The sequence below is a fragment of the Lentzea cavernae genome (assembly GCF_014653695.1).
Lineage (GTDB): Bacteria > Actinomycetota > Actinomycetes > Mycobacteriales > Pseudonocardiaceae > Lentzea > Lentzea cavernae.
On record NZ_BNAR01000004.1, the window covers coordinates 711,292 to 728,878 of the forward strand.

The window sequence follows — 17,587 nt, forward strand, 5'->3', positions numbered from 1 at the left end:
TCGATTCGCGTCATCTGTCAGTAGTCGTTTGGGTACTTCAGCAGAGCTGACTCGTGCCCCGCTGGAGCGAGCCGCACAGTTGCCCGCACTCCGGCCCGAACGCTCGAGCGCGCGGCCGCACATCGTCCACAGTGGACAAACACCGCCGTCTTCGCGTCACGGGTCCCGTCCCCCGTTCCGGCGACTAGGCTCTCGCCATGCTGGTCGGCCGGGACGGGGAACGGGACCACGTCGAACGGGCACTGGGGCTCGCGTCGGCCGGTCGCGGCGCGGCGCTGGTCGTCCGGGGCGAGGCGGGGATCGGCAAGTCCGCGCTGCTCGACCACGCCGTGGCCGCGGCCGGGGACATGCGGGTGCTGCGCGGTGTCGGCATCGAGTCCGAGGCCGAGCTGGCGTTCGGCGCGCTGCACCTGCTGCTGTACCCCTACCTCGACCGGCTCGACCTGCTGCCCGGCCCGCAGGCGGCCGCGTTGCGGGGTGCGTTCGGGCTGAGCGACGACACGGCCACCCCCTTCCTGATCGGCGCGGCGACGTTGACGCTGCTCGCGGAACTGGCGGCGGAGCGGCCGTTGCTGTGCGTGGTGGACGACGCCCAGTGGCTCGACCGCGGGTCGTCGGACGCGTTGCTGTTCGCCGCGCGCCGGTTCCAGGCGGACCCGGTCGTGGTGCTGTTCGCGGTCCGCGACACCGCCGTGCCGTTCCACACCCCCGGCATCGAGGAGCTGCGGCTGCCGGGCCTGTCGCCGGAAGCGGCGGCCGGGTTGCTCGACGACCGCAGTCCCGGCCTCACGGCGCCCGTGCGGGCGCGAGTGCTGGAGGAGGCGGGCGGCAACCCGCTCGCGTTGCTGGAGCTCGGGGCGGCGCGGCTGGCCGCGCAGCGCGAGGGCCGGGCGGAACCGGCGCACCAGGTCGGGCCGTTGCCGGTCACGCGGCGGGTGCAGGACGCGTTCCGCGAGCAGATCGTCGGACTGCCGCCGGCGTGCCAGTCGATCCTGCTGGTCGCCGCCGCCGACCGGTTCGCCGGGATGGACGCGGTGCTGCGCGTCGCCCGTGCGGTCGGCGCGGACGTCTCCGACCTGGACGCCGCCGAACGCGCGGGGCTGATCAGCGTGGCGGACGGGGAGCTCGCGTTCCGGCACCCGCTGGTGCGGGCCGCCGCCTACCAGTGCGCCACCCACCACCAGCGGATCGCGGTCCACCGGGCGTTCGCCGAGGCGTTGTCCTCCCCCGAGGTCCTCGACCGCCGGGCCTGGCACCTCGCCGCGGCCACCACGGAACCGGACGAGGCCGTGGCCGCCGAGCTCGAACGGACCGCGCTGCGGGCCGAACGCCGCGGTGGCGCCATGGCCGTGTCCGCCGCGTACGACCGCGCCGGGCGGTTGAGCGTGGATCCCGAGCTCAAGGCGCGGCGCATCGCCAAGGCCGCGCTCGCCGCCTACGACGCGGGCAAACCCGACCGCGCGGCACGCCTGGCCGTCGAGGTCACGTCCCTGACCGGCGATCCGGCCGTGGTCGCGGACGTGACGCTGCTGCGCGGCCAGATCGAGTACGAGCGGAAGTCGCCGGAAGCGGACGCGGCGCTCGCGTGCGAGGCGGCACGGCTCGTCCTGGACAGCGATCCCGAACGCGCCCTCGTCATGCTGACGGAGATGAGCTGCGCGGGCCGGGACGCGGGCGCCCTGCACCTGGTCGCCGAGGCCGGGCGGATGCTGGCGCGCCTGCGGCTGGAGCCGGACTCGCGGCACCGGGCGTCCGCCGACGCGCAGATCAGCTGGGGCGACCTGCTGCGTGGCAGACCCGAGCACGCCGCCGGTCCGTTGCGCGCCATCCTCGAGATCGGCCGGCTGCCGGACGAGGACGTGATGCACCGGGTCGTGGCCGGGTTCAGCGGCCTGATGCTGGCCGACGACCGGGCGACCGCCGCGGTGATGGAGACGATGATCGCGGAGGTGCGCGCCAGCGGGGCGTTGACCTGGATCCCCTACGCGCAGGAGGTCCTGGCGTTCGCCGAGATGCTGCGCGGCGACTTCGTCACGGCGCAGACCGCCCTCGCCGAGGCGGTGGCGCTGAGCACCGAGTTCGGGATGGACACGGAGGTCGCGCTGCTGCGGGCCACGTCCGTGTGGCTGGCCGCGGTGACGGGCGACGAACGGCGCTGCCGCGCACTGGCCGCCGAGGTGCTGCCGGTCCTCGACGGACGGCACGCCGTCGGCACCGCGCTGACGTTCTGGGGCCTCGGCCTGCTCGACCTCGCCGCCGGGCGGTACGGGACGGCGTTCGACGCGCTGCACGCCGTCTGCACGGGACCGGCCCGGTACGACTTCCCCATCCGCGCGGTCCCGGACCTGGTCGAGGCGGCGGTCCGCGACGGCGACCCCGGCCGCGTCACCGAGCAGCTCGCGGCGTTCGAGCGGTGGGCGGCGCACGTGGACAGTCCGATCGCGACGGCACTGCTGCACCGCTGCCGGGCGATGGCCGAGGACACCGCGGACGCCGAGGAGCACTACCGGGCCGCGCTGGACCTGCACGCCGAGCACGGCGGCCGGTTCGACCAGGCCAGAACCCAGCTGCTGCACGGCGAATGGCTGCGCCGCAGACGGCGCCGAGGTGAGGCGCGCACCGAACTGGCCGCCGCCCTGGCCGCCTTCACGCGCCTGGGCGCGTCCACGTGGGAGGCACGCGCGACGACCGAACTGACCGCGCTGGGCGAACGTCCCGCGCTCGAACCGGTCGCCGCCGACGCGTTGAAGAACCTGACACCGCAGGAGGTGCAGGTCGTCCGGCTGGCGGCGGCGGGCCTGAGCAACAAGGAGATCGGCGCGCAGCTGTTCCTGAGCCCGCGCACGATCGGCCACCACCTCTACCGCGCGTACCCCAAGCTCGGGGTCACCCGGCGGATCGAACTGGCGCAGCTGGGCCTCGAATGACTTAACCGCCCACCCGCCGGCCGCCCTCACGCCAGTCACGTGACCGATGTGGACCCCGGCGGCCAGGTCCTAGTTTCTCCACCGACGACAAGGAGAAGCTCATGTTGCTGGAGAACAGGACCGCGGTGGTCTACGGAGGCGGCGGCACGATCGGCGGCGCGATGGCCGACGCCTTCGCCGCCGAGGGCGCGCGCGTCTTCCTGGTGGGCAGGACCCCGGCGAAACTCGAGGCCGTGGCGGACAGGATCCGCGCCGCCGGCGGCCAGGCCGAGACGGCCGTGGTCGACGCCACGGACGCCTCCGCCGTCAACGACCACATCGACGCCGTCGTGGAGAAGGCCGGCAGCGTCGACATCTCCGTCAACGTCATCACCAGCGAAGGCCTCTTCCAGCCGCTGGCCGACATCCCGACCCCGGACTTCGCCACGGCGATCGCGAACAGCCTCACCGCGCAGCTCATCACCACCAAGGCCGCGGCCCGCCACATGGTGAAGCAGGAGTCGGGCGTGCTGCTGTTCTTCGGCGGGTCCGACGCCGCGAACATCAACGCCGGCATGGGCAACGTGCAGATCGGCTTCGACGCCGTCGAGTCGCTGCGCAGGCAGTGGTCCGTGGAACTGGCACCGCACGGCGTGCGCACCGTGACTCTGCTGACCGGCGGCGTCATCGACTCGTTCCCGGACGTTCCGGAGATGGAGGCCGCGAGGCAGAGCATCATCGACGCCTCCCCGCTCAAGCGCGCCGCGACGACGGCGGACGTGGGCGCGGTGGCCGCGTTCGTGGCGTCGGAGAAGGGGCGCAGCATCACGTCGACGCAGGTCAACATCTCGTTCGGCGCGTGCTACGGCTGACAAAGGGCCTCAAGCGAGCGCGTTCAGCCAGGAGTGGCCTGGGTGGACGCGCTCAAGCCATTCCGCGAGACGGCCGCGCCGGACCGAGCAGCCACCTCGAGGTCGCCGTGCGGCCGGGTCTGCTCCCCGCGGACAGGTCGAGCGCCCAGCCCGCGGCGCTGTACCAGGGGGCACGGACCTCCAGTCGCCCTCAGTTGTCGTACGCCTCGGCGCTGCGCCGCTGCCGCTCACGCTTGAGCCCCTTCTCGAACGCGTGCCGCTCCCCGTCGCCCAGGTCGTCCCGGACGGCGCGCTCGACCTCGCGGAACACCTCGTAGTACATGTCGTCGTACTCCTCCACGACCTGGAACGTCCACCGTCCCGGTAGGACGTTGCGGCCGAGCAGCTCCCGCTGCACGCGTTGCGCGTGGTCGGCGTGGCCCGCCTCGCGCAGGGCCGCGATGGCGTCGCCCAGCTCGAAGTCCGCGGTGCCGGTGAGCTGGTGGAACGAGTAGAGGTGGCCGCGAGCGCGTTCGGTGGTCTCCAGCGCCTTGCGGAGCTTGCCGAGCGCGTCGATCGTCTTGTCGTCCATGACGGTCCGAATACCCCGCCGAGGTTGGTCCCTATCACCGAGGGGTAACCGCTGTCCGCATCCTTCCTGGAAGAGCGGAGATGGGCACTTGCCTGACGCGTGTGCTGACACCGTTGGCGTCGAAGAGGAGTTCCTGCTCGTCGATCCGGCTTCCCGGCGAACGGCGATGCGCGCGGACGCCGTGCTGGCGCGCGTGCGGGACACCGAGCTGACGAAGTTCCACCCGGAGCTCTCCGGGACGCAGGTGGAGGCGGCGACCGGGCCGTGCACGGGGGTGGCCGCGCTGGGCGAGGCGCTGACGCACGCCCGTGAGGTGCTCGCCGGCGCCGCGGAGGAAGAGGGGCTGGAGCTGCTGTCCCGGGGCACGCCTCCCAAGGCCTCGGCGCGGTCGGTGGTGTCGAACGGCGCCCGGTACCACCGGGTGCTCGACACGTACGCGGGGGTGATCGAGGACTACGAGGCCTCCGGGTGCCACGTGCACGTCGGCGTTCCCGACCGGGAGACGGCGGTGGCGGTGGTCAACCACCTGAGGCCCTGGCTGCCCACGTTGCTCGCGCTGTCCGCCAACTCCCCCGACCGCGGCTACGCGAGCTGGCGGATGGTGCTGCAGTCGAGGTTCCCCGGTTCCGGGGTGCCCCCGCTGTTCACCGGCGCCGCCGACTACGACGCCCACGTGGCCCGCATGGTCGCCTGCGGAACGCTGGTGGACGCCTCGCAGTCGTTCTGGCTGCTGCGCCTGGCCTCGAAGTTCCCGACCGTGGAGTTCCGCGCGGCCGACGCCGCCGCGGAGGTCGACGACGCGGTGCTGCAGGCGGCTCTCTGCCGCGCCCTCGTGCACGCCGCCCACCAGGACGTGCAGGACGGCAGGGAGCCTCCCCAACTGCGCGACGACGTGCTGGCCGCCGCCGTGTGGACGGCCTCCCGGTACGGCATCGACGGTGTCGGCATCGATCCGTGGCGGGAGTGCCGGGTGCCCGCCACGGCGGTGCTGGACGACCTGCTCAAGCGGGTGACACCGGCGCTGGAGGAACGAGGCGAACTCGAACTCGTGCATCACCTGCTCGCGCAGCGGGTATGACCCCGGAGTGCACCTTCCCTCACCTCGTGGCCCGTTGTCCGACCAGGTCGTCGCCGCGCTGAGCGGCGACCCCGTCGGACGGCCGATCGCGTTCACCGACGCCGACCCCTACGGCGAGGACCTCACCATCGCCTTGCACACGTTGTACGAGCTGCATTACGGCGGTTTCGACGGCGTGAACCCGGCCTGGGAGTGGGATCCGGAACTGCTGCGGCTCCGCGCGCAGGTGGAGCGGGTGTTCCTCGACGCCCTGCGGTCCGATGTGGACGGTGACGACGACCTCGACGCGAACCTGGACGCGTTGCTGGTCGAGCACGTCCCCGGCAGCGGCGTCTCCCACCACCTGCGCGACGACGGGACCTGGGAGCAGATGTGCGAGTACTTCGCGCACCGCTCGGTCTACCACCACAAGGAGGCGGACCCGCACGCGTGGGTGATCCCCCGGCTGCGGGGCAGGGCGAAGGCCGCGCTCGTGGCGGTGGAGTTCGACGAGTTCGGCGGTGGAAAGGCCGATCGGATGCACTCCCGCCTGTACGCCGACCTCCTCGAGGGCGCCGGCATGTCATCGGAGTACCTGCACTACCTGGACGACGTTCCGGCACCGGCCATCGCGATCGTCAACATGATGTCGCTGTTCGGCCTGCACCGGTCGTTGCGCGGTGCGCTGGTCGGCCACTTCGCGGCCGCGGAGATCACCACGGCGCCGAGCGCCCATCGCATGGCGCAGGCGTTGGCCCGCATGGACGCCGACCCGCGCTGCGCCGAGTTCTTCACCGAGCACATCGAGGCCGACGCGGTGCACGAGCAGATCATGCGCAACGACGTCATCGGCTCGTTGCTGGAGCAGGAACCGTCGCTGCGGGCCGACGTGGTGTTCGGGATCCAGGCGACCGAGCACCTGGAGTCACGCCTCGCGGGCCACCTGCTGTCGTCCTGGTCAGCCGACGAGTCGTCGCTGCTGCGGCGCCTGCGGTGGCTGACGCCGCAGCACTAGCCCGATCCACCGCGCAACCGCGGCAGGTGCCTGCCGCGGTCCGCCGGTGAGGCGGTCGATCACCACGAGGGAGCCGTCGGACGGGTCCTCCGCGGCGACCGACCAGCCGTCGTCCTGGTCCCACAGCAGTGCCACGTCGTGGTCGGGGAAGCCCGCCACCCGCCCGTCGACCGCCACGTAGGCGCTCCGGGACCCGTCCACGTGGTCGGTGAAGCCGTAACCGGACAGCCCGGCGGCGTCGAGGACGTCGTCGACGTACCGGCGCAGCTGACGAGCCGCGGTGTCGTCGAAGTCGAAGTGAAAACCGGTCTGCACACTCATTGGTCCACCGCCGTTGAACGCAGGAACTCGGTGCGCCGACTGTTTGACGTACGAGTTCTCTACCCCGGCCATGTCGCCGTCAAACGGAATGGCTCCCGTGTTTGCCCCTCGAACGCGAGGGCACCCGGCCGATGTCTCTTGATTCCTTTCGAAGTGGAGCCACGATGAAGGCGGTCACCTGGCACGGCAAGCGCGACGTCCGCGTGGACACCGTGCCCGACCCCAAGATCGAAGCGCCGACGGACGCGGTCATCCGCGTCACGTCCACCGGTGTGTGCGGTTCGGACCTGCACCTGTACGAGGTGCTCGGCCCGTTCATGACCGAGGGCGACGTTCTGGGCCACGAACCGATGGGCATCGTCGAGGAGGTCGGCGCCGAGGTCACCGACCTCAAACCGGGTGACCGGGTCGTGGTGCCGTTCAACATCTCCTGCGGCCACTGCTACATGTGCGACCGCGGCCTGCAGTCGCAGTGCGAGACCACCCAGGTCACCGAGCAGGGCAAGGGTGCGGCGCTGTTCGGCTACACCAGGCTGTACGGGCAGGTCCCGGGTGGTCAGGCGGAGTACCTGCGGGTGCCGCAGGCGCAGTACGGGCCGATCAAGGTCCCGGACGGCCCGCCGGACGACCGCTTCGTCTACCTGTCCGACGTGCTGCCCACCGCGTGGCAGGCCGTGGAGTACGCCGAGATCCCCGCGGGCGGCACCGTCGTGGTGTTCGGTCTCGGGCCGATCGGACAGATGTGCGCCCGAGTGGCGTTGCACAAGGGCGCCGGGCAGGTCATCGGCATCGACCTCGTCCAGGAGCGCCTCGCGCGCGCCGAGGCACGGGGCGTGACGGTGCTCGACACCCGCGACCACGACAACATCGGCGACGCCGTCCGGGCGCTCACCGCGGGCCGCGGCGCGGACTCCGTGATCGACGCGGTCGGCATGGAGGCGCACGGCGCTCCCGCTGCGCGGTTCACGCAGAACCTGGTCGCCCTGCTGCCCCAGGCAGCCGGCGCGCTGATCACCGAGAAGGCCGGCATCGACCGGCTGAGCGTGCTGTACGCCGCCATCGACGCCGTGCGGCGCGGCGGCACCATCTCTCTGTCCGGCGTGTACGGCGGCATGGTCGACCCGATCCCCATGATGGAGCTGTTCGACAAGCAGGTCCGGCTCCACATGGGACAGGCCAACGTCCGCCGCTGGATCGACGAGATCGTGCCGCTGCTCACCGGGTCCGAGGACCCGCTCGGCGTGGACGACTTCGCCACGCACCGGCTGCCGCTGGCGGAAGCCCCGCGCGCGTACGAGATGTTCCAGAAGAAGCAGAACGGCGCGCAGAAGATCCTGCTGCAGCCGTCGGTCTGACGTGAGCGCGGTGGCCGGCTCACCCGGTGCAGTCGACCACCGCGAACACCGTCTTGCCCGTCTCGCCGCGCGGACGCGTCCCCCAGTTGCGGGAGATGTTGTCCACCACCACGATCCCCCTGCCGCGGTTCTCCCCCAGCCGGGACCGGCCGTACACCGGTTCGGTCATCGACTCGTCGTCGACCTCGACGATCACCGCGCACGGGTCCTGGCCGTGCAGGATCCGCAGGTGCCCGGTGCTGCCGGAGGTGTGGTCGAGGACGTTGGTGACGAGCTCGGTCACCACGAGCTGCACGTCGTAGAGGTGGTCCTCGCCGAGCTCGCCCAGCGCCTTGGTGAGGTCGCGCCGCAGCGACGACATCGACATGCCCGGCAGCACCGGCACGTCGAGCACGAGGGCCGTCACGCCGGCCGCCGCAGCACGAGCAGGGCGATGTCGTCCTGCTTGCCCTGGCCCAGCTCGGCCAGGAGCCGATCGGCGAGCACGTCCATGTCCTCCGTGTTCGACACGGCTGCGCGCAGCTTCTCCATGCCCTCGTCCAGGTCGACGCCCCGCCGTTCGACCAGACCGTCCGTCGTCAGCAGCACGGTCGTGGCGGGTGGTAACGGGATCTCGGTGGCCTCCGGCCGCGCCAGACCGATGCCCAGCAACGGGCCGTGCACCGGGACGTAGTGCGCGCCCTCGGCGTTCGCGACCAGAGGCGGCACGTGGCCCGCGTTCGCGACGGCCATCGTGCCGGCCTCCAGGTCGACCTGCAGCAGGCACATGGTGGTGAGGCCGCCCGTCGGGTGGAAGCGTTCGAGCAGGGCGTCGACCCTGCGCAGGACCTCGGCGGGCCGGTGCCCCTCGACGGCGTAGGCGCGCAGGGTGTGCCGCACCTCGGCCATCACCGTCGCGGCCTCGATCGAGTGGCCGCAGACGTCGCCGATGGCGATCAGCACGTGACCGTCGAGCTCGATCACGTCGTAGAAGTCGCCACCGATCTCGGCGTTGCTCGACGCGGGCACGTACCGGGCCGTCATCGGCAGTTCCGGCCGGCTCGGCAACGTGCGGGGCAGCAGGCTGCGCTGCAACGTGAGCGCGAGCGAGTGCTCCTCGGCGAAGGTGTGCAGGCCCTCCGCGGCCAGCGCCGTGGCCTGGGCGAGCTGGCGCAGCAGGTTGCTGTCGTCGTCGTTGCGCACGGCCCAGGGCGCGACGGCGATGCCGATGGGCGGCCTGCGCGGTTTCGTGCGCGCGAGCACGGACACCGCCGGTGCCGTCGGGTGCCACGGCACCGTGTCGGGCTCCACCACCACGACGCCGACACCGGGGTTGAGGGCCGACATCCACTGCTCGACCTCGGCGTCGTCCGGACGCGTCGAGCCCTCCGGCCACCGGACGCCGACCGTCGCGAGGCAGACGGAGCCGGACGGAGCGGTGAGAACGGCGGTGGCCTCCGTGTCGAGCACGTCCGCGGCCCCGATCGCCGCGGCCTCGACCAGCGCGTCGAACGTCGTTGCCGCGTTGATGGCGAACGTGGCCGTGGCGAGGCGGGTCAGCCGGGCGGCGAGGTGCTCGGCCAGCGCGCGGGCGCGGTGGTAGCGCAGCGCCGCCTCGACGTTGGCCAGCAGCTCGCCGGGGTCGACGGGTTCGGTGAGGTAGGCGTCCGCGCCGCGGGTCAGGCCGGTGACCTTGTCCTCGGGTTCGATGTAGGTGGCCGAGAGCATCACGACGGGGATGGAGCTGGTGCGGGGATCGGCCTTGATCCGCTCGGTGACGTCGTACCCGCTCATGTCGGGCAGGTGCACGTCGAGCAGCACCAGGTCGAACGAGTCGGTCTCCAGCGCGATGAGCGCCTCGGCCGCCGTCGTCGCCTCGATCACCGTGTGACCGCTGCGGCGCAGCCAGCTGCAGGCGATGAACCGGCTGGCCTCCAGGTCGTCCACCACGAGGACCCTCGCTGGTCCACCACCCATGGCCGTCGGGTTCATCGGGTGTCCGTTCTGCGCGCTGTGAGCTGTGCGTCCCTGATAGCACGGCTCACCGTTTCCGGGGAGATCCGAGCCTCGTGCAGCATCGCCGCGCCGAGACCGTGCACGCTGCGTGCGAGACCGCCGGGGTCGTCGCCGCACACGATGACCACTGGTACCCCGGCCAGGTCCGGATCAAGCCTCAGCACGGACAGCACCGCGCTCCCGCTCATCAGCGGCGCGCTCGCGCTCAGCAGCACCAGGTCGGGGCGCCGTTCCTTCGCGAGGTTCAGGGCGCTGCGGCCGTCCTCGGCCTCGACGACCTCGGTGGCGATGCCGGCCAGCGCCTCGCGCAGCTGCTCGCGGCACTTCTCGTCGCCGTCCGCGATCAGCGCGCACTCGACGGCCGCAGGCTGGACGAACTCGTCGGCGGCGGAGGGCAGGGTCAGCACGACCTCCGTGCCCTCGCCGGGGGTGCTGCTCAGCGACAGGGTGCCGCCGAGGATCTCGGCGAGTTTGCGCGCGTAGGACAGGCCGAGGCCGGTGCCGCTCGCACCGATCTGCAGCGCGTTCGGCACCTGGTAGAACTCCTCGAAGACCCTGCTCTGCTCTTCGGGCGGGATGCCGATGCCGGTGTCGGTGACGACGAACCGGATCTCGTCGGGGCCGGGGCCCTCGGCGGCGGTGAAGCGGATCTCGCCGCGCCGGGTGAACTTCACGGCGTTGGACAGCACGTTGCGCAGGATCCGCACGAGCATCGTCTCGTCGGTGACCAGCGGCCGCAGCGCGGGCAGCGCGTCCACCACCAGCTGCACGTCGCCGGAGCGCAGCATCGGCCGCACCGCCGAGCGCAGCTGCGTGACGACGTAGTCGAGCGCGACGGGCGCCATCCGCGGCTGCAGGCTGCCCGACTCGGCCTTGGCGGTGTCGAGGAGCTCGTTGACCAGCGCGAGCAACGTCGCCGCGGACTCGTTGATCAGGTCGACGTGGTGGCGCTGGTCGTCGGTCATGGGGTCGCCGCCCGGCCCGCCGAGCAGCCGGGTCAGGCCGACCACCGAGTTGATCGGGGCGCGCAGCTCGTGGCTGATGTTGGACCAGAACCGGATGCGCGCGGAGGCCGCGTCGCGCAGCTCGGCGGACTTGGCGTCGAGCTCGGCGTAGAGGGCGACCACGCCCTGGTTCGTCTGCTCCAGCTCCTCGGACAGCTCCTGGTAGAGCGCGACGACGCCGCGGTTGGTCTCCTCCAGCTCGTCGTTGAGCCTTTCCAGCTCCTTGCTCTTCCCCTCGAGGTTCTCGAGGGTTTCGAGGAGCTCCTGGTTCTGGGCGCGCAGTTCGTCCAGCGCGGAGGTGCCGGTGGAGGTCTCGCGCAGTTCGCCGAGCAACCCCTCGTCGAGCACGATCCCGTGCGGCACGTTCTTCACCAACGTCACGCCTGTGCTGGTCATGACCAGGGCGTTCATCAGCCGGCGGGCGGTGTCCCAGCCCGGTCCCGAGCCGGACACGACGGCCTGCCAGGTCAGTTCGACGAGCAGTGCCGGCGCCGATCCGCGGCGCGTGCGGAAGACGGCCGTGGCCCTCACGTCCTGCCGCACCAGTTCGCGACCGATGTCGCTCAGCGCCGTCGCCACCCTGACCTGGTCCTGCCCGTCGAGCCCGATCGCCGCCGCGACCTGGCGACCGCGCTGACGGAGCAGGAACACGTCCCGCTCGTCGCTGATCACCAGCCGCAGCAGCTCGGAGGGGGTCATGCCGGTCTGGCCACGAGCACGCAGGCGTCGTCGTTGCGCACGCCCGCTTCCCTGAGCAGCGTCGCCGCGATGAGGACCGGCTCGTCGACGGCCAGGTCGCTGCCGTGGTCGACGCCCCAGCGTTCGGTCAGGCCGTCGGAGTGCATGACCACGACCGCCCGTTCCGGCAGCGCGTAGTCGAACGTGCGGATGGTGCGCGCCTGGTGGCCCGCCACACCCGGCACCGAGATCATGCCGTGCTTGCGGCCGTCGGCGAGGACGGCCGCGGCGATGTTGCCGAGGCCGGAGTACCGGATCTTCCTCGTGACGAGGTCGATGGCGGCGACCGCCACCGCGCCACCGCGGGTGCCGCGCAACGCCTTGTGCAGCCGCTCGACCTGCTGGTCCGGTGGTAAGAACGGCTGCTCGCGGAACAGGCGCACGGCAGCGTCGGACGCGGAGGCCGCCAGCGGTCCGTGCCCGGAGCCGTCGCACATCATCAGCGCCACGCGGTCCGCGGTGCGGCAGAACGCGTAGGCGTCGCCGCACACGTCCTCGCCGCTGATCGGCCTGGTCACCCCTGCCGCGCTTTCCTCACCCCACTCGGGTGCCCAGTCGATCCGAGGTGCGAACCGCGCCACCAGGGAGGTTCCGAGGCCGGGGCGGGAGGTCATCGAGCAGCTGGTGGACAGGCGTGCGATCGCGCCGAGCCCGACGCCCAGGGTGCCGGTGGTGGACTGCCCGTCCTGCCAGGCCAGGGCCATGTCGGCGATGCCGGGACCGCGGTCGATCGCCACGACCTCGACGGCCGCGTCGTGTTCGCCGCGCACGGAGCGGATCAGCACCACGCCCTGTTTGGCGTGCTTGTGCAGGTTCGTGCCGATCTCGGTGACGGCGAGGCCGATCTCCGCCGTGCGCGCCGCCTCGAACCCCAGCTTCTCGGCGAGTGCAGTGGCCGTGCGCCGGATCCTGCCCACCTGGGCGGTCTCCTCGACGGGCAGCCAGGACTCGTCGCGCACGAGCGGCAGGCAGTTCGCGGTGGTCACCTCTTCCACTTGGTCACCGTCACGACCGTGCCGCGGCCGACCTCGGTGTCGAGGTCGAACTGGTCCACCAGGCGGCGGGCGCCGCTCAGGCCGAGACCGAGACCGCTGCCGCTGCTCCAGCCGTCGGCCAGCGCCAGGGTGAGGTCCGGGATGCCGGGACCCTCGTCGTGGAACGAGGCGCGCACTCCGGCGCGGCGGCCGTCGCTGACCTCCTCGACGCGGGCGAACCCTCCCCCGCCGTAGATCAGGGTGTTGCGGGCGAGCTCGCTGGCCGCGGTGACCAGCTTCGTCTGGTCGACCAGGGAGAGCTTGGTCTGCTGCGCGTACGTGCGCACGAGCTGGCGCACGCGGACGACGTCGTCATCGGCGTCGATGGGGATCTGTTCCGGCCCATCGGACCGGGGCGGCATCAGGCGTCCCGTCCGCGACCGAGCTGACCGAGGATCTTCATTCCGCGTTCGAGGTCGAGGGCCGTGCGCACCCCACCCAGCGTGAGACCCAGTTCCACCAGCGTGATCGCCACGGCCGGACGCATTCCCACGACCACGGTGTCGGCGTCGAACAGCCGGGAGATCGACGCGATCGTGGCGAACATCCGCCCGATGAACGAGTCGACGATCTCCACCGCGGAGATGTCGATGACGACACCGTGCGCGCCGGTCGAGCTGATCTTCTCGGCCAGGTCCTCCTGCAGCGCCAGAACGCTCTGGTCCTGCAGGTCGATCTGGATGGAGACGAGCAGCACGCCGCCGATCTTCAGGATCGGGACGCGTTCCATCAGCGCACCTCGCGGTGCACGAGGTCGACACCGTCACGGCGCAGCGCGTACCGCAGCGCGTCGGCCAGCGAGGCCTTGGTCATGATGTCGCCGAACTCGATGCCCAGCGCCACGATCGTCTGCGCGATCTGCGGGCGGATGCCGGAGACGATGCACTCCGCGCCCATCAGCCGGGCCGCGACGACCGTCTTGAGGAGGTGCTGCGCGACCTGCGTGTCGACCGCGAAGACGCCGGTGATGTCGATGATGGCGTGCTCGGAACCGGTCTCGACCAGCGCCTCGAGCAGCTTCTCCATCACGACCTGGGTGCGCGCGGAGTCGAGCGTGCCGACCAGCGGCACCGCGAGCACGCCCTCCCAGATCTTCACGACCGGCGTGGTCAGCTCGAGCAGCTGCTCCGACTGCTCGCGGATGATCTCGTCACGGGCCCGCGCGTAGAACTCGAACGTCAGCAGGCCGAGCGCGTCCAGCAGCCCGGAGAACACCATGACCTGCCGGAAGAGCTCGGGGTCGTTCTCGTTCTCGGTGAGGGCGAACACCTCCCGCTTGAGGGAGAAGACGCTCGACGCCGTCTCCGACGGCGTGAAGCCCGCCCGAACCCTCGCCCGCGAGTACTCCTCGGTCAGCGACCGGATCTCGGCGAACTCGGGCGCACCCGTGTCCTTGCCGTCGTTGCCGACCAGGGGCAGCAGAGCCGCGAAGAACTCCCTGAAGTCGGCCTCGAGCTCGGTCCTCGTCGCCCGCCCGCGCAGCAGGGACGCGACCTCCCCCACCCACCTGTCGATCAGGGAATCGGCGTTGGCGCGCAGCAGCTCGGTCAAGCGCTGGGCATCCCCTGCGTCGGTCACTCAAGTCTCCTCGGGCACTCTTACAGCTGACGAACAACGGTGAGGGCACCGCCGCTGTGCAGCAGGATGATGCGCCGACTGCTTGACGAGTGCACCTGCTGGCGTCGAAGCCTACAGGCGGCGATCTAGCTCCAACGCGGCGAGAGCGCGCACAGTTCGGGCTGGAACAGGGGGAACGTCACGACCTCGTTCCGCGCCAACGGGATCGGGCGGGGGCGGTCCGGACGCGACGGCGTCGGTGGTGTCCGACGCCACAGGCGCTGACGGCCGTGTGGGGCGGGCGTGTGGGGCGGGCGTGCGTGCGCGGGACGCGCGTGTGGGCCAGGCCGCGTGTGTGAGGCGGGCCGCGCGCGTGAGGCGGGCCGCGCGTGAGGCGGGCCGCGCGCGTGAGGCGGGCCGCGCGCGTGAGGCGGGCCGCGCGCGTGAGGCGGGCCGCGCGTGTGAGGCGGGCCGGGTGTGGGGCGGGCGTGTGTGCGCGGGACGCGCGCGTGGGCCGGGCCGCGTGTGTGGGGCGGACCGCGCGTGTGGGCCAGGCCGCGCGTGTGAGGCGGACCGCGTGTGTGAGACGACATCCCGTGCGCGCAAGAGCGGCCACGCACGCAACAACAGCCGTGCGCTTGGCGAAGCCGTGCAGATGGCGAGCGCCGCGCGTGGCGGGTCCGGGAGCCGCGACCGTCATCGCCGCCCCGATGGACGCGTCTCGGGCACCAACGGCCCCACCCAGCCGTCACCCCACCCGGCGAACAGGCCGGCGTCACCACCCGTCCTCCCCCACCGCTGGGCGACCCCCAGCCGAACCCCCGGCAGAGCAACGCATATCCGGGAAGATCCCGGGTACAGCCTCCTCGACGTCTACGTCCGAGGAGGATCAGTGGCAACCCGCAAGCCCGGCAAGGTCGTCAAGGCCGCACTCGAGAAGGCGGCCGACAAGGTCACCGAGCTGGTGAACCCGCCCGTCCCGGGCGTTCCGAACAGCGAGCCGCCGTCGCTCGAGGAGCCGACGGACCCGCGTGGGCCGTTGCCCCCGAAGGCCGACCAGACGGGACCGGAGACGGTGTCGCCGACGGGCGCGCCGACCGGTGCCCCGAAGGTGGCCATGGGGCAGCAGGGCGAGTTCCTCACCACGTCGGCCGGTGCGCGGCTGTACGACACCGACCACTCGCTGAAAGCGGGTGAGCGCGGTCCGACGTTGCTGCAGGACCACCACCTGCGCGAGAAGATCATGCACTTCGACCACGAGCGGATTCCGGAGCGCGTTGTCCACGCACGTGGCTATGGCGCTCACGGCACGTTCGTCGGGTACGGCACGGGTGCGAACGTCTGCAAGGCGGCGTTCCTGGGCGACGGTGTCGAGACGCCCGTGTTCGTGCGGTTCTCGACGGTGCTGGGGTCGCGCGGGTCGGCGGACACGGTGCGCGACACCCGCGGGTTCGCGACGAAGTTCTACACCCAGGAGGGCAACTTCGACCTCGTGGGCAACAACATCCCGGTCTTCTTCATCCAGGACGGCATCAAGTTCCCGGACGTCATCCACGCCGGCAAGCCGCACCCGGACCGGGAGATCCCGCAGGCGCAGAGCGCGCACGACACGTTCTGGGACTTCGTCTCGACGCACACCGAGGCCACCCACCACGTCATGTGGAACATGTCCGACCGCGGCATCCCGCGCTCGTACCGGACGATGGAGGGCTTCGGCGTCCACACGTTCCGCCTGGTCAACGCCGAGGGTGAGACGGCGCTCGCGAAGTTCCACTGGAAGCCGAAGCTGGGCGTGCACTCCCTGGTGTGGGAGGAGGCGCAGATGCTCAACGGCATCGACCCGGACTTCCACCGCCGCGACCTCGCCGACGCCATCGAGTCCGGCGCGTTCCCGCAGTGGGAGCTGGGCCTGCAGCTCTTCCCCGACACGCCGCGGCAGACCTTCGAGGGCATCGACCTGCTCGACCCGACGAAGATCGTGCCCGAGGAGCTCGCGCCGGTGCAGCCGGTGGGCATCCTGACCCTGAACCGCAACACGATGAACTACTTCGCGGAGACCGAGCAGGTCGCGTTCCACCTCGGGAACCTGGTGCCGGGCATCGACGTCACCGACGACCCGCTGTTCCAGGCGAGGCTGTTCTCCTACCTCGACACGCAGCTGACGAGGCTCGCCGGCCCGAACTTCAACCAGATCCCGATCAACCGCCCGCACGTGCCGGTCAACGACATGTTCCGCGACGGGTTCCACCAGCAGGCGGTGCACGCGGGCGTCGCGCCCTACCGGCCGAACACGCTCGACGGCGGCAACCCGTTCGTCGCGAAGGCGGAGGACCGGCCGTTCGTCGAGGTGGCGCAGCCGTTGCCGAAGTCGGCGAAGGTGCGGCAGTCGCCCGCGTCGTTCGCGGACCACTTCACGCAGCCGCGGCTGTTCTGGCTGAGCCTCACGCCGGTCGAGAAGGAACACGTCGTGCGCGCGTTCACGTTCGAGCTGGGCAAGGTCTACGAGCAGGCGATCAAGGAACGCCAGCTGCGGGTGCTGGCCAACGTCGACCCGACGTTGTGCGCCGAGGTGGCCAAGGGCCTCGGGCTTCCGGTGCCGGCCACCGAGGCGCGGCCGAGGAAGGTCACGCCGAGTCCCGCCCTGTCGCAGATCGGGCAGGAGTGGCCCACGGACGGGCGCATGATCGGGATCGTGGTCGACCCCGCGAACCTCGACGGCGTGCGGACGGTCCGCGAGACGATCCTGGCGGGCGGCATGGTGCCGTTGCTCATCGCGCCGACCGGCGGGCCGATCGGGGACAGCGGCCTGGTCGCCCAGCGCACGTTCCTCACGGCGCGTTCGGTCGAGTTCGACGCGCTGCTGCTCGCGGGCAGCCCGCCTCCCGGCCCGGACGCCGTGCCCGCCCGTGACGCCAAGGCCGGCGCACCGGGTGACGCCGTCGACCCGCGCGTCGTGCTGATGGTCCAGGAGTGCTTCCGCCACGCCAAGGCCATCGGGGCGTGGGGTGCCGGTCGCGCCGCCGTCGAGGCGGCCGGGTGCACGGGTGCGGGCGTCGTGCTGGACGACGACGCCTCGAAGGTGCTCTCCGCGGCCACCGAACTGCTGGCCCTGCACCGGGTGTGGGACCGCTTCCCCGCGACGATCGCCTGAGGAGCCCGGCC

15 protein-coding genes are annotated in these 17,587 nt (G+C 71.7%); 6 read left to right on the plus strand and 9 right to left on the minus strand.

The features are described 5' to 3' along the window. The first annotated feature begins 197 nt into the window (after positions 1-197). Both IE307_RS17215 and IE307_RS17220 read left to right on the plus strand, forming a co-directional pair. On the plus strand, positions 198-2,927 hold the full coding sequence (locus tag IE307_RS17215; protein WP_191298938.1) for a helix-turn-helix transcriptional regulator: 2,730 nt from the start codon (positions 198-200) through the stop codon (positions 2,925-2,927). 101 nt (positions 2,928-3,028) lie between these two features. Next, positions 3,029-3,778 (plus strand): SDR family NAD(P)-dependent oxidoreductase, encoded by a 750-nt coding sequence (locus IE307_RS17220; protein WP_191298939.1) that lies wholly within the window; start codon positions 3,029-3,031, stop codon positions 3,776-3,778. Positions 3,779-3,968: 190 nt separating this feature from the next. Here IE307_RS17220 and IE307_RS17225 read toward each other — a convergent pair whose 3' ends face one another. Next, the gene (locus IE307_RS17225) at positions 3,969-4,349 is read right to left on the minus strand and encodes a hypothetical protein (RefSeq protein WP_191298940.1); all 381 of its coding nucleotides are present in this window, start codon (positions 4,347-4,349) and stop codon (positions 3,969-3,971) included. Positions 4,350-4,437: 88 nt separating this feature from the next. Between IE307_RS17225 and IE307_RS17230 the strand changes: the two genes are divergently transcribed. Beyond that, positions 4,438-5,427 (plus strand): carboxylate-amine ligase, encoded by a 990-nt coding sequence (locus IE307_RS17230; RefSeq protein ID WP_191298941.1) that lies wholly within the window; start codon positions 4,438-4,440, stop codon positions 5,425-5,427. A gap of 34 nt (positions 5,428-5,461) precedes the next feature. Continuing rightward, on the plus strand, positions 5,462-6,421 hold the full coding sequence (locus IE307_RS17235; RefSeq protein ID WP_229904782.1) for an iron-containing redox enzyme family protein: 960 nt from the start codon (positions 5,462-5,464) through the stop codon (positions 6,419-6,421). On the opposite strand, the gene IE307_RS17240 is transcribed toward IE307_RS17235, so the two are convergent. Continuing rightward, the gene (locus tag IE307_RS17240) at positions 6,365-6,742 is read right to left on the minus strand and encodes a DUF6292 family protein (protein WP_191298943.1); all 378 of its coding nucleotides are present in this window, start codon (positions 6,740-6,742) and stop codon (positions 6,365-6,367) included. The genes IE307_RS17235 and IE307_RS17240 overlap by 57 nt on opposite strands. A 164-nt stretch (positions 6,743-6,906) precedes the next feature. On the opposite strand from IE307_RS17240, the gene IE307_RS17245 reads away from it, so the two are divergent. Next, the gene (locus IE307_RS17245; RefSeq protein WP_191298944.1) at positions 6,907-8,097 is read left to right on the plus strand and encodes a zinc-dependent alcohol dehydrogenase; all 1,191 of its coding nucleotides are present in this window, start codon (positions 6,907-6,909) and stop codon (positions 8,095-8,097) included. 19 nt (positions 8,098-8,116) lie between these two features. On the opposite strand, the gene IE307_RS17250 is transcribed toward IE307_RS17245, so the two are convergent. The 7 genes from IE307_RS17250 to IE307_RS17280 are packed head-to-tail and all read right to left on the minus strand — an operon-like array spanning position 8,117 to position 14,446. After that, positions 8,117-8,503 (minus strand): ATP-binding protein, encoded by a 387-nt coding sequence (locus IE307_RS17250; protein WP_191298945.1) that lies wholly within the window; start codon positions 8,501-8,503, stop codon positions 8,117-8,119. Next, positions 8,500-10,068, minus strand: coding sequence for a fused response regulator/phosphatase (locus tag IE307_RS17255; RefSeq protein ID WP_229904783.1), 1,569 nt, complete (start codon positions 10,066-10,068; stop codon positions 8,500-8,502). The genes IE307_RS17250 and IE307_RS17255 overlap by 4 nt, the downstream gene beginning before the upstream one ends. Continuing rightward, positions 10,065-11,795 (minus strand): ATP-binding response regulator, encoded by a 1,731-nt coding sequence (locus IE307_RS17260; RefSeq protein WP_191298946.1) that lies wholly within the window; start codon positions 11,793-11,795, stop codon positions 10,065-10,067. The genes IE307_RS17255 and IE307_RS17260 overlap by 4 nt, the downstream gene beginning before the upstream one ends. Further along, positions 11,792-12,829, minus strand: a complete 1,038-nt coding sequence (locus tag IE307_RS17265; RefSeq protein WP_191298947.1) for an ATP-binding SpoIIE family protein phosphatase — start codon at positions 12,827-12,829, stop codon at positions 11,792-11,794. Before IE307_RS17265 ends, IE307_RS17260 begins: the two co-directional genes overlap by 4 nt. After that, positions 12,817-13,230: an anti-sigma regulatory factor gene (locus IE307_RS17270; protein WP_191298948.1), complete on the minus strand. Its 414-nt coding sequence runs from the start codon at positions 13,228-13,230 to the stop codon at positions 12,817-12,819. Before IE307_RS17270 ends, IE307_RS17265 begins: the two co-directional genes overlap by 13 nt. Beyond that, positions 13,230-13,598, minus strand: coding sequence for an STAS domain-containing protein (locus IE307_RS17275; protein WP_191298949.1), 369 nt, complete (start codon positions 13,596-13,598; stop codon positions 13,230-13,232). Before IE307_RS17275 ends, IE307_RS17270 begins: the two co-directional genes overlap by 1 nt. After that, on the minus strand, positions 13,598-14,446 hold the full coding sequence (locus IE307_RS17280) for an STAS domain-containing protein (RefSeq protein ID WP_229904784.1): 849 nt from the start codon (positions 14,444-14,446) through the stop codon (positions 13,598-13,600). Before IE307_RS17280 ends, IE307_RS17275 begins: the two co-directional genes overlap by 1 nt. An 871-nt stretch (positions 14,447-15,317) precedes the next feature. On the opposite strand from IE307_RS17280, the gene IE307_RS17285 reads away from it, so the two are divergent. Then, positions 15,318-17,576, plus strand: a complete 2,259-nt coding sequence (locus IE307_RS17285; protein ID WP_229904785.1) for a catalase — start codon at positions 15,318-15,320, stop codon at positions 17,574-17,576. The last annotated feature ends 11 nt before the right edge of the window (positions 17,577-17,587 follow it).

Bases quoted from the DNA above. Each gene is read 5' to 3' on its own strand.
- IE307_RS17215 (WP_191298938.1), top strand. From the start codon at position 198: ATGCTGGTCGGCCGGGACGGGGAACGGGACCACGTCGAACGGGCACTG.
- IE307_RS17220 (WP_191298939.1), top strand. From the start codon at position 3,029: ATGTTGCTGGAGAACAGGACCGCGGTGGTCTACGGAGGCGGCGGCACG.
- IE307_RS17225 (WP_191298940.1), bottom strand. From the start codon at position 4,349: ATGGACGACAAGACGATCGACGCGCTCGGCAAGCTCCGCAAGGCGCTG.
- IE307_RS17240 (WP_191298943.1), bottom strand. From the start codon at position 6,742: ATGAGTGTGCAGACCGGTTTTCACTTCGACTTCGACGACACCGCGGCT.
- IE307_RS17245 (WP_191298944.1), top strand. From the start codon at position 6,907: ATGAAGGCGGTCACCTGGCACGGCAAGCGCGACGTCCGCGTGGACACC.
- IE307_RS17255 (WP_229904783.1), bottom strand. From the start codon at position 10,068: ATGAACCCGACGGCCATGGGTGGTGGACCAGCGAGGGTCCTCGTGGTG.
- IE307_RS17260 (WP_191298946.1), bottom strand. From the start codon at position 11,795: ATGACCCCCTCCGAGCTGCTGCGGCTGGTGATCAGCGACGAGCGGGAC.
- IE307_RS17270 (WP_191298948.1), bottom strand. From the start codon at position 13,230: ATGCCGCCCCGGTCCGATGGGCCGGAACAGATCCCCATCGACGCCGAT.
- IE307_RS17275 (WP_191298949.1), bottom strand. From the start codon at position 13,598: ATGGAACGCGTCCCGATCCTGAAGATCGGCGGCGTGCTGCTCGTCTCC.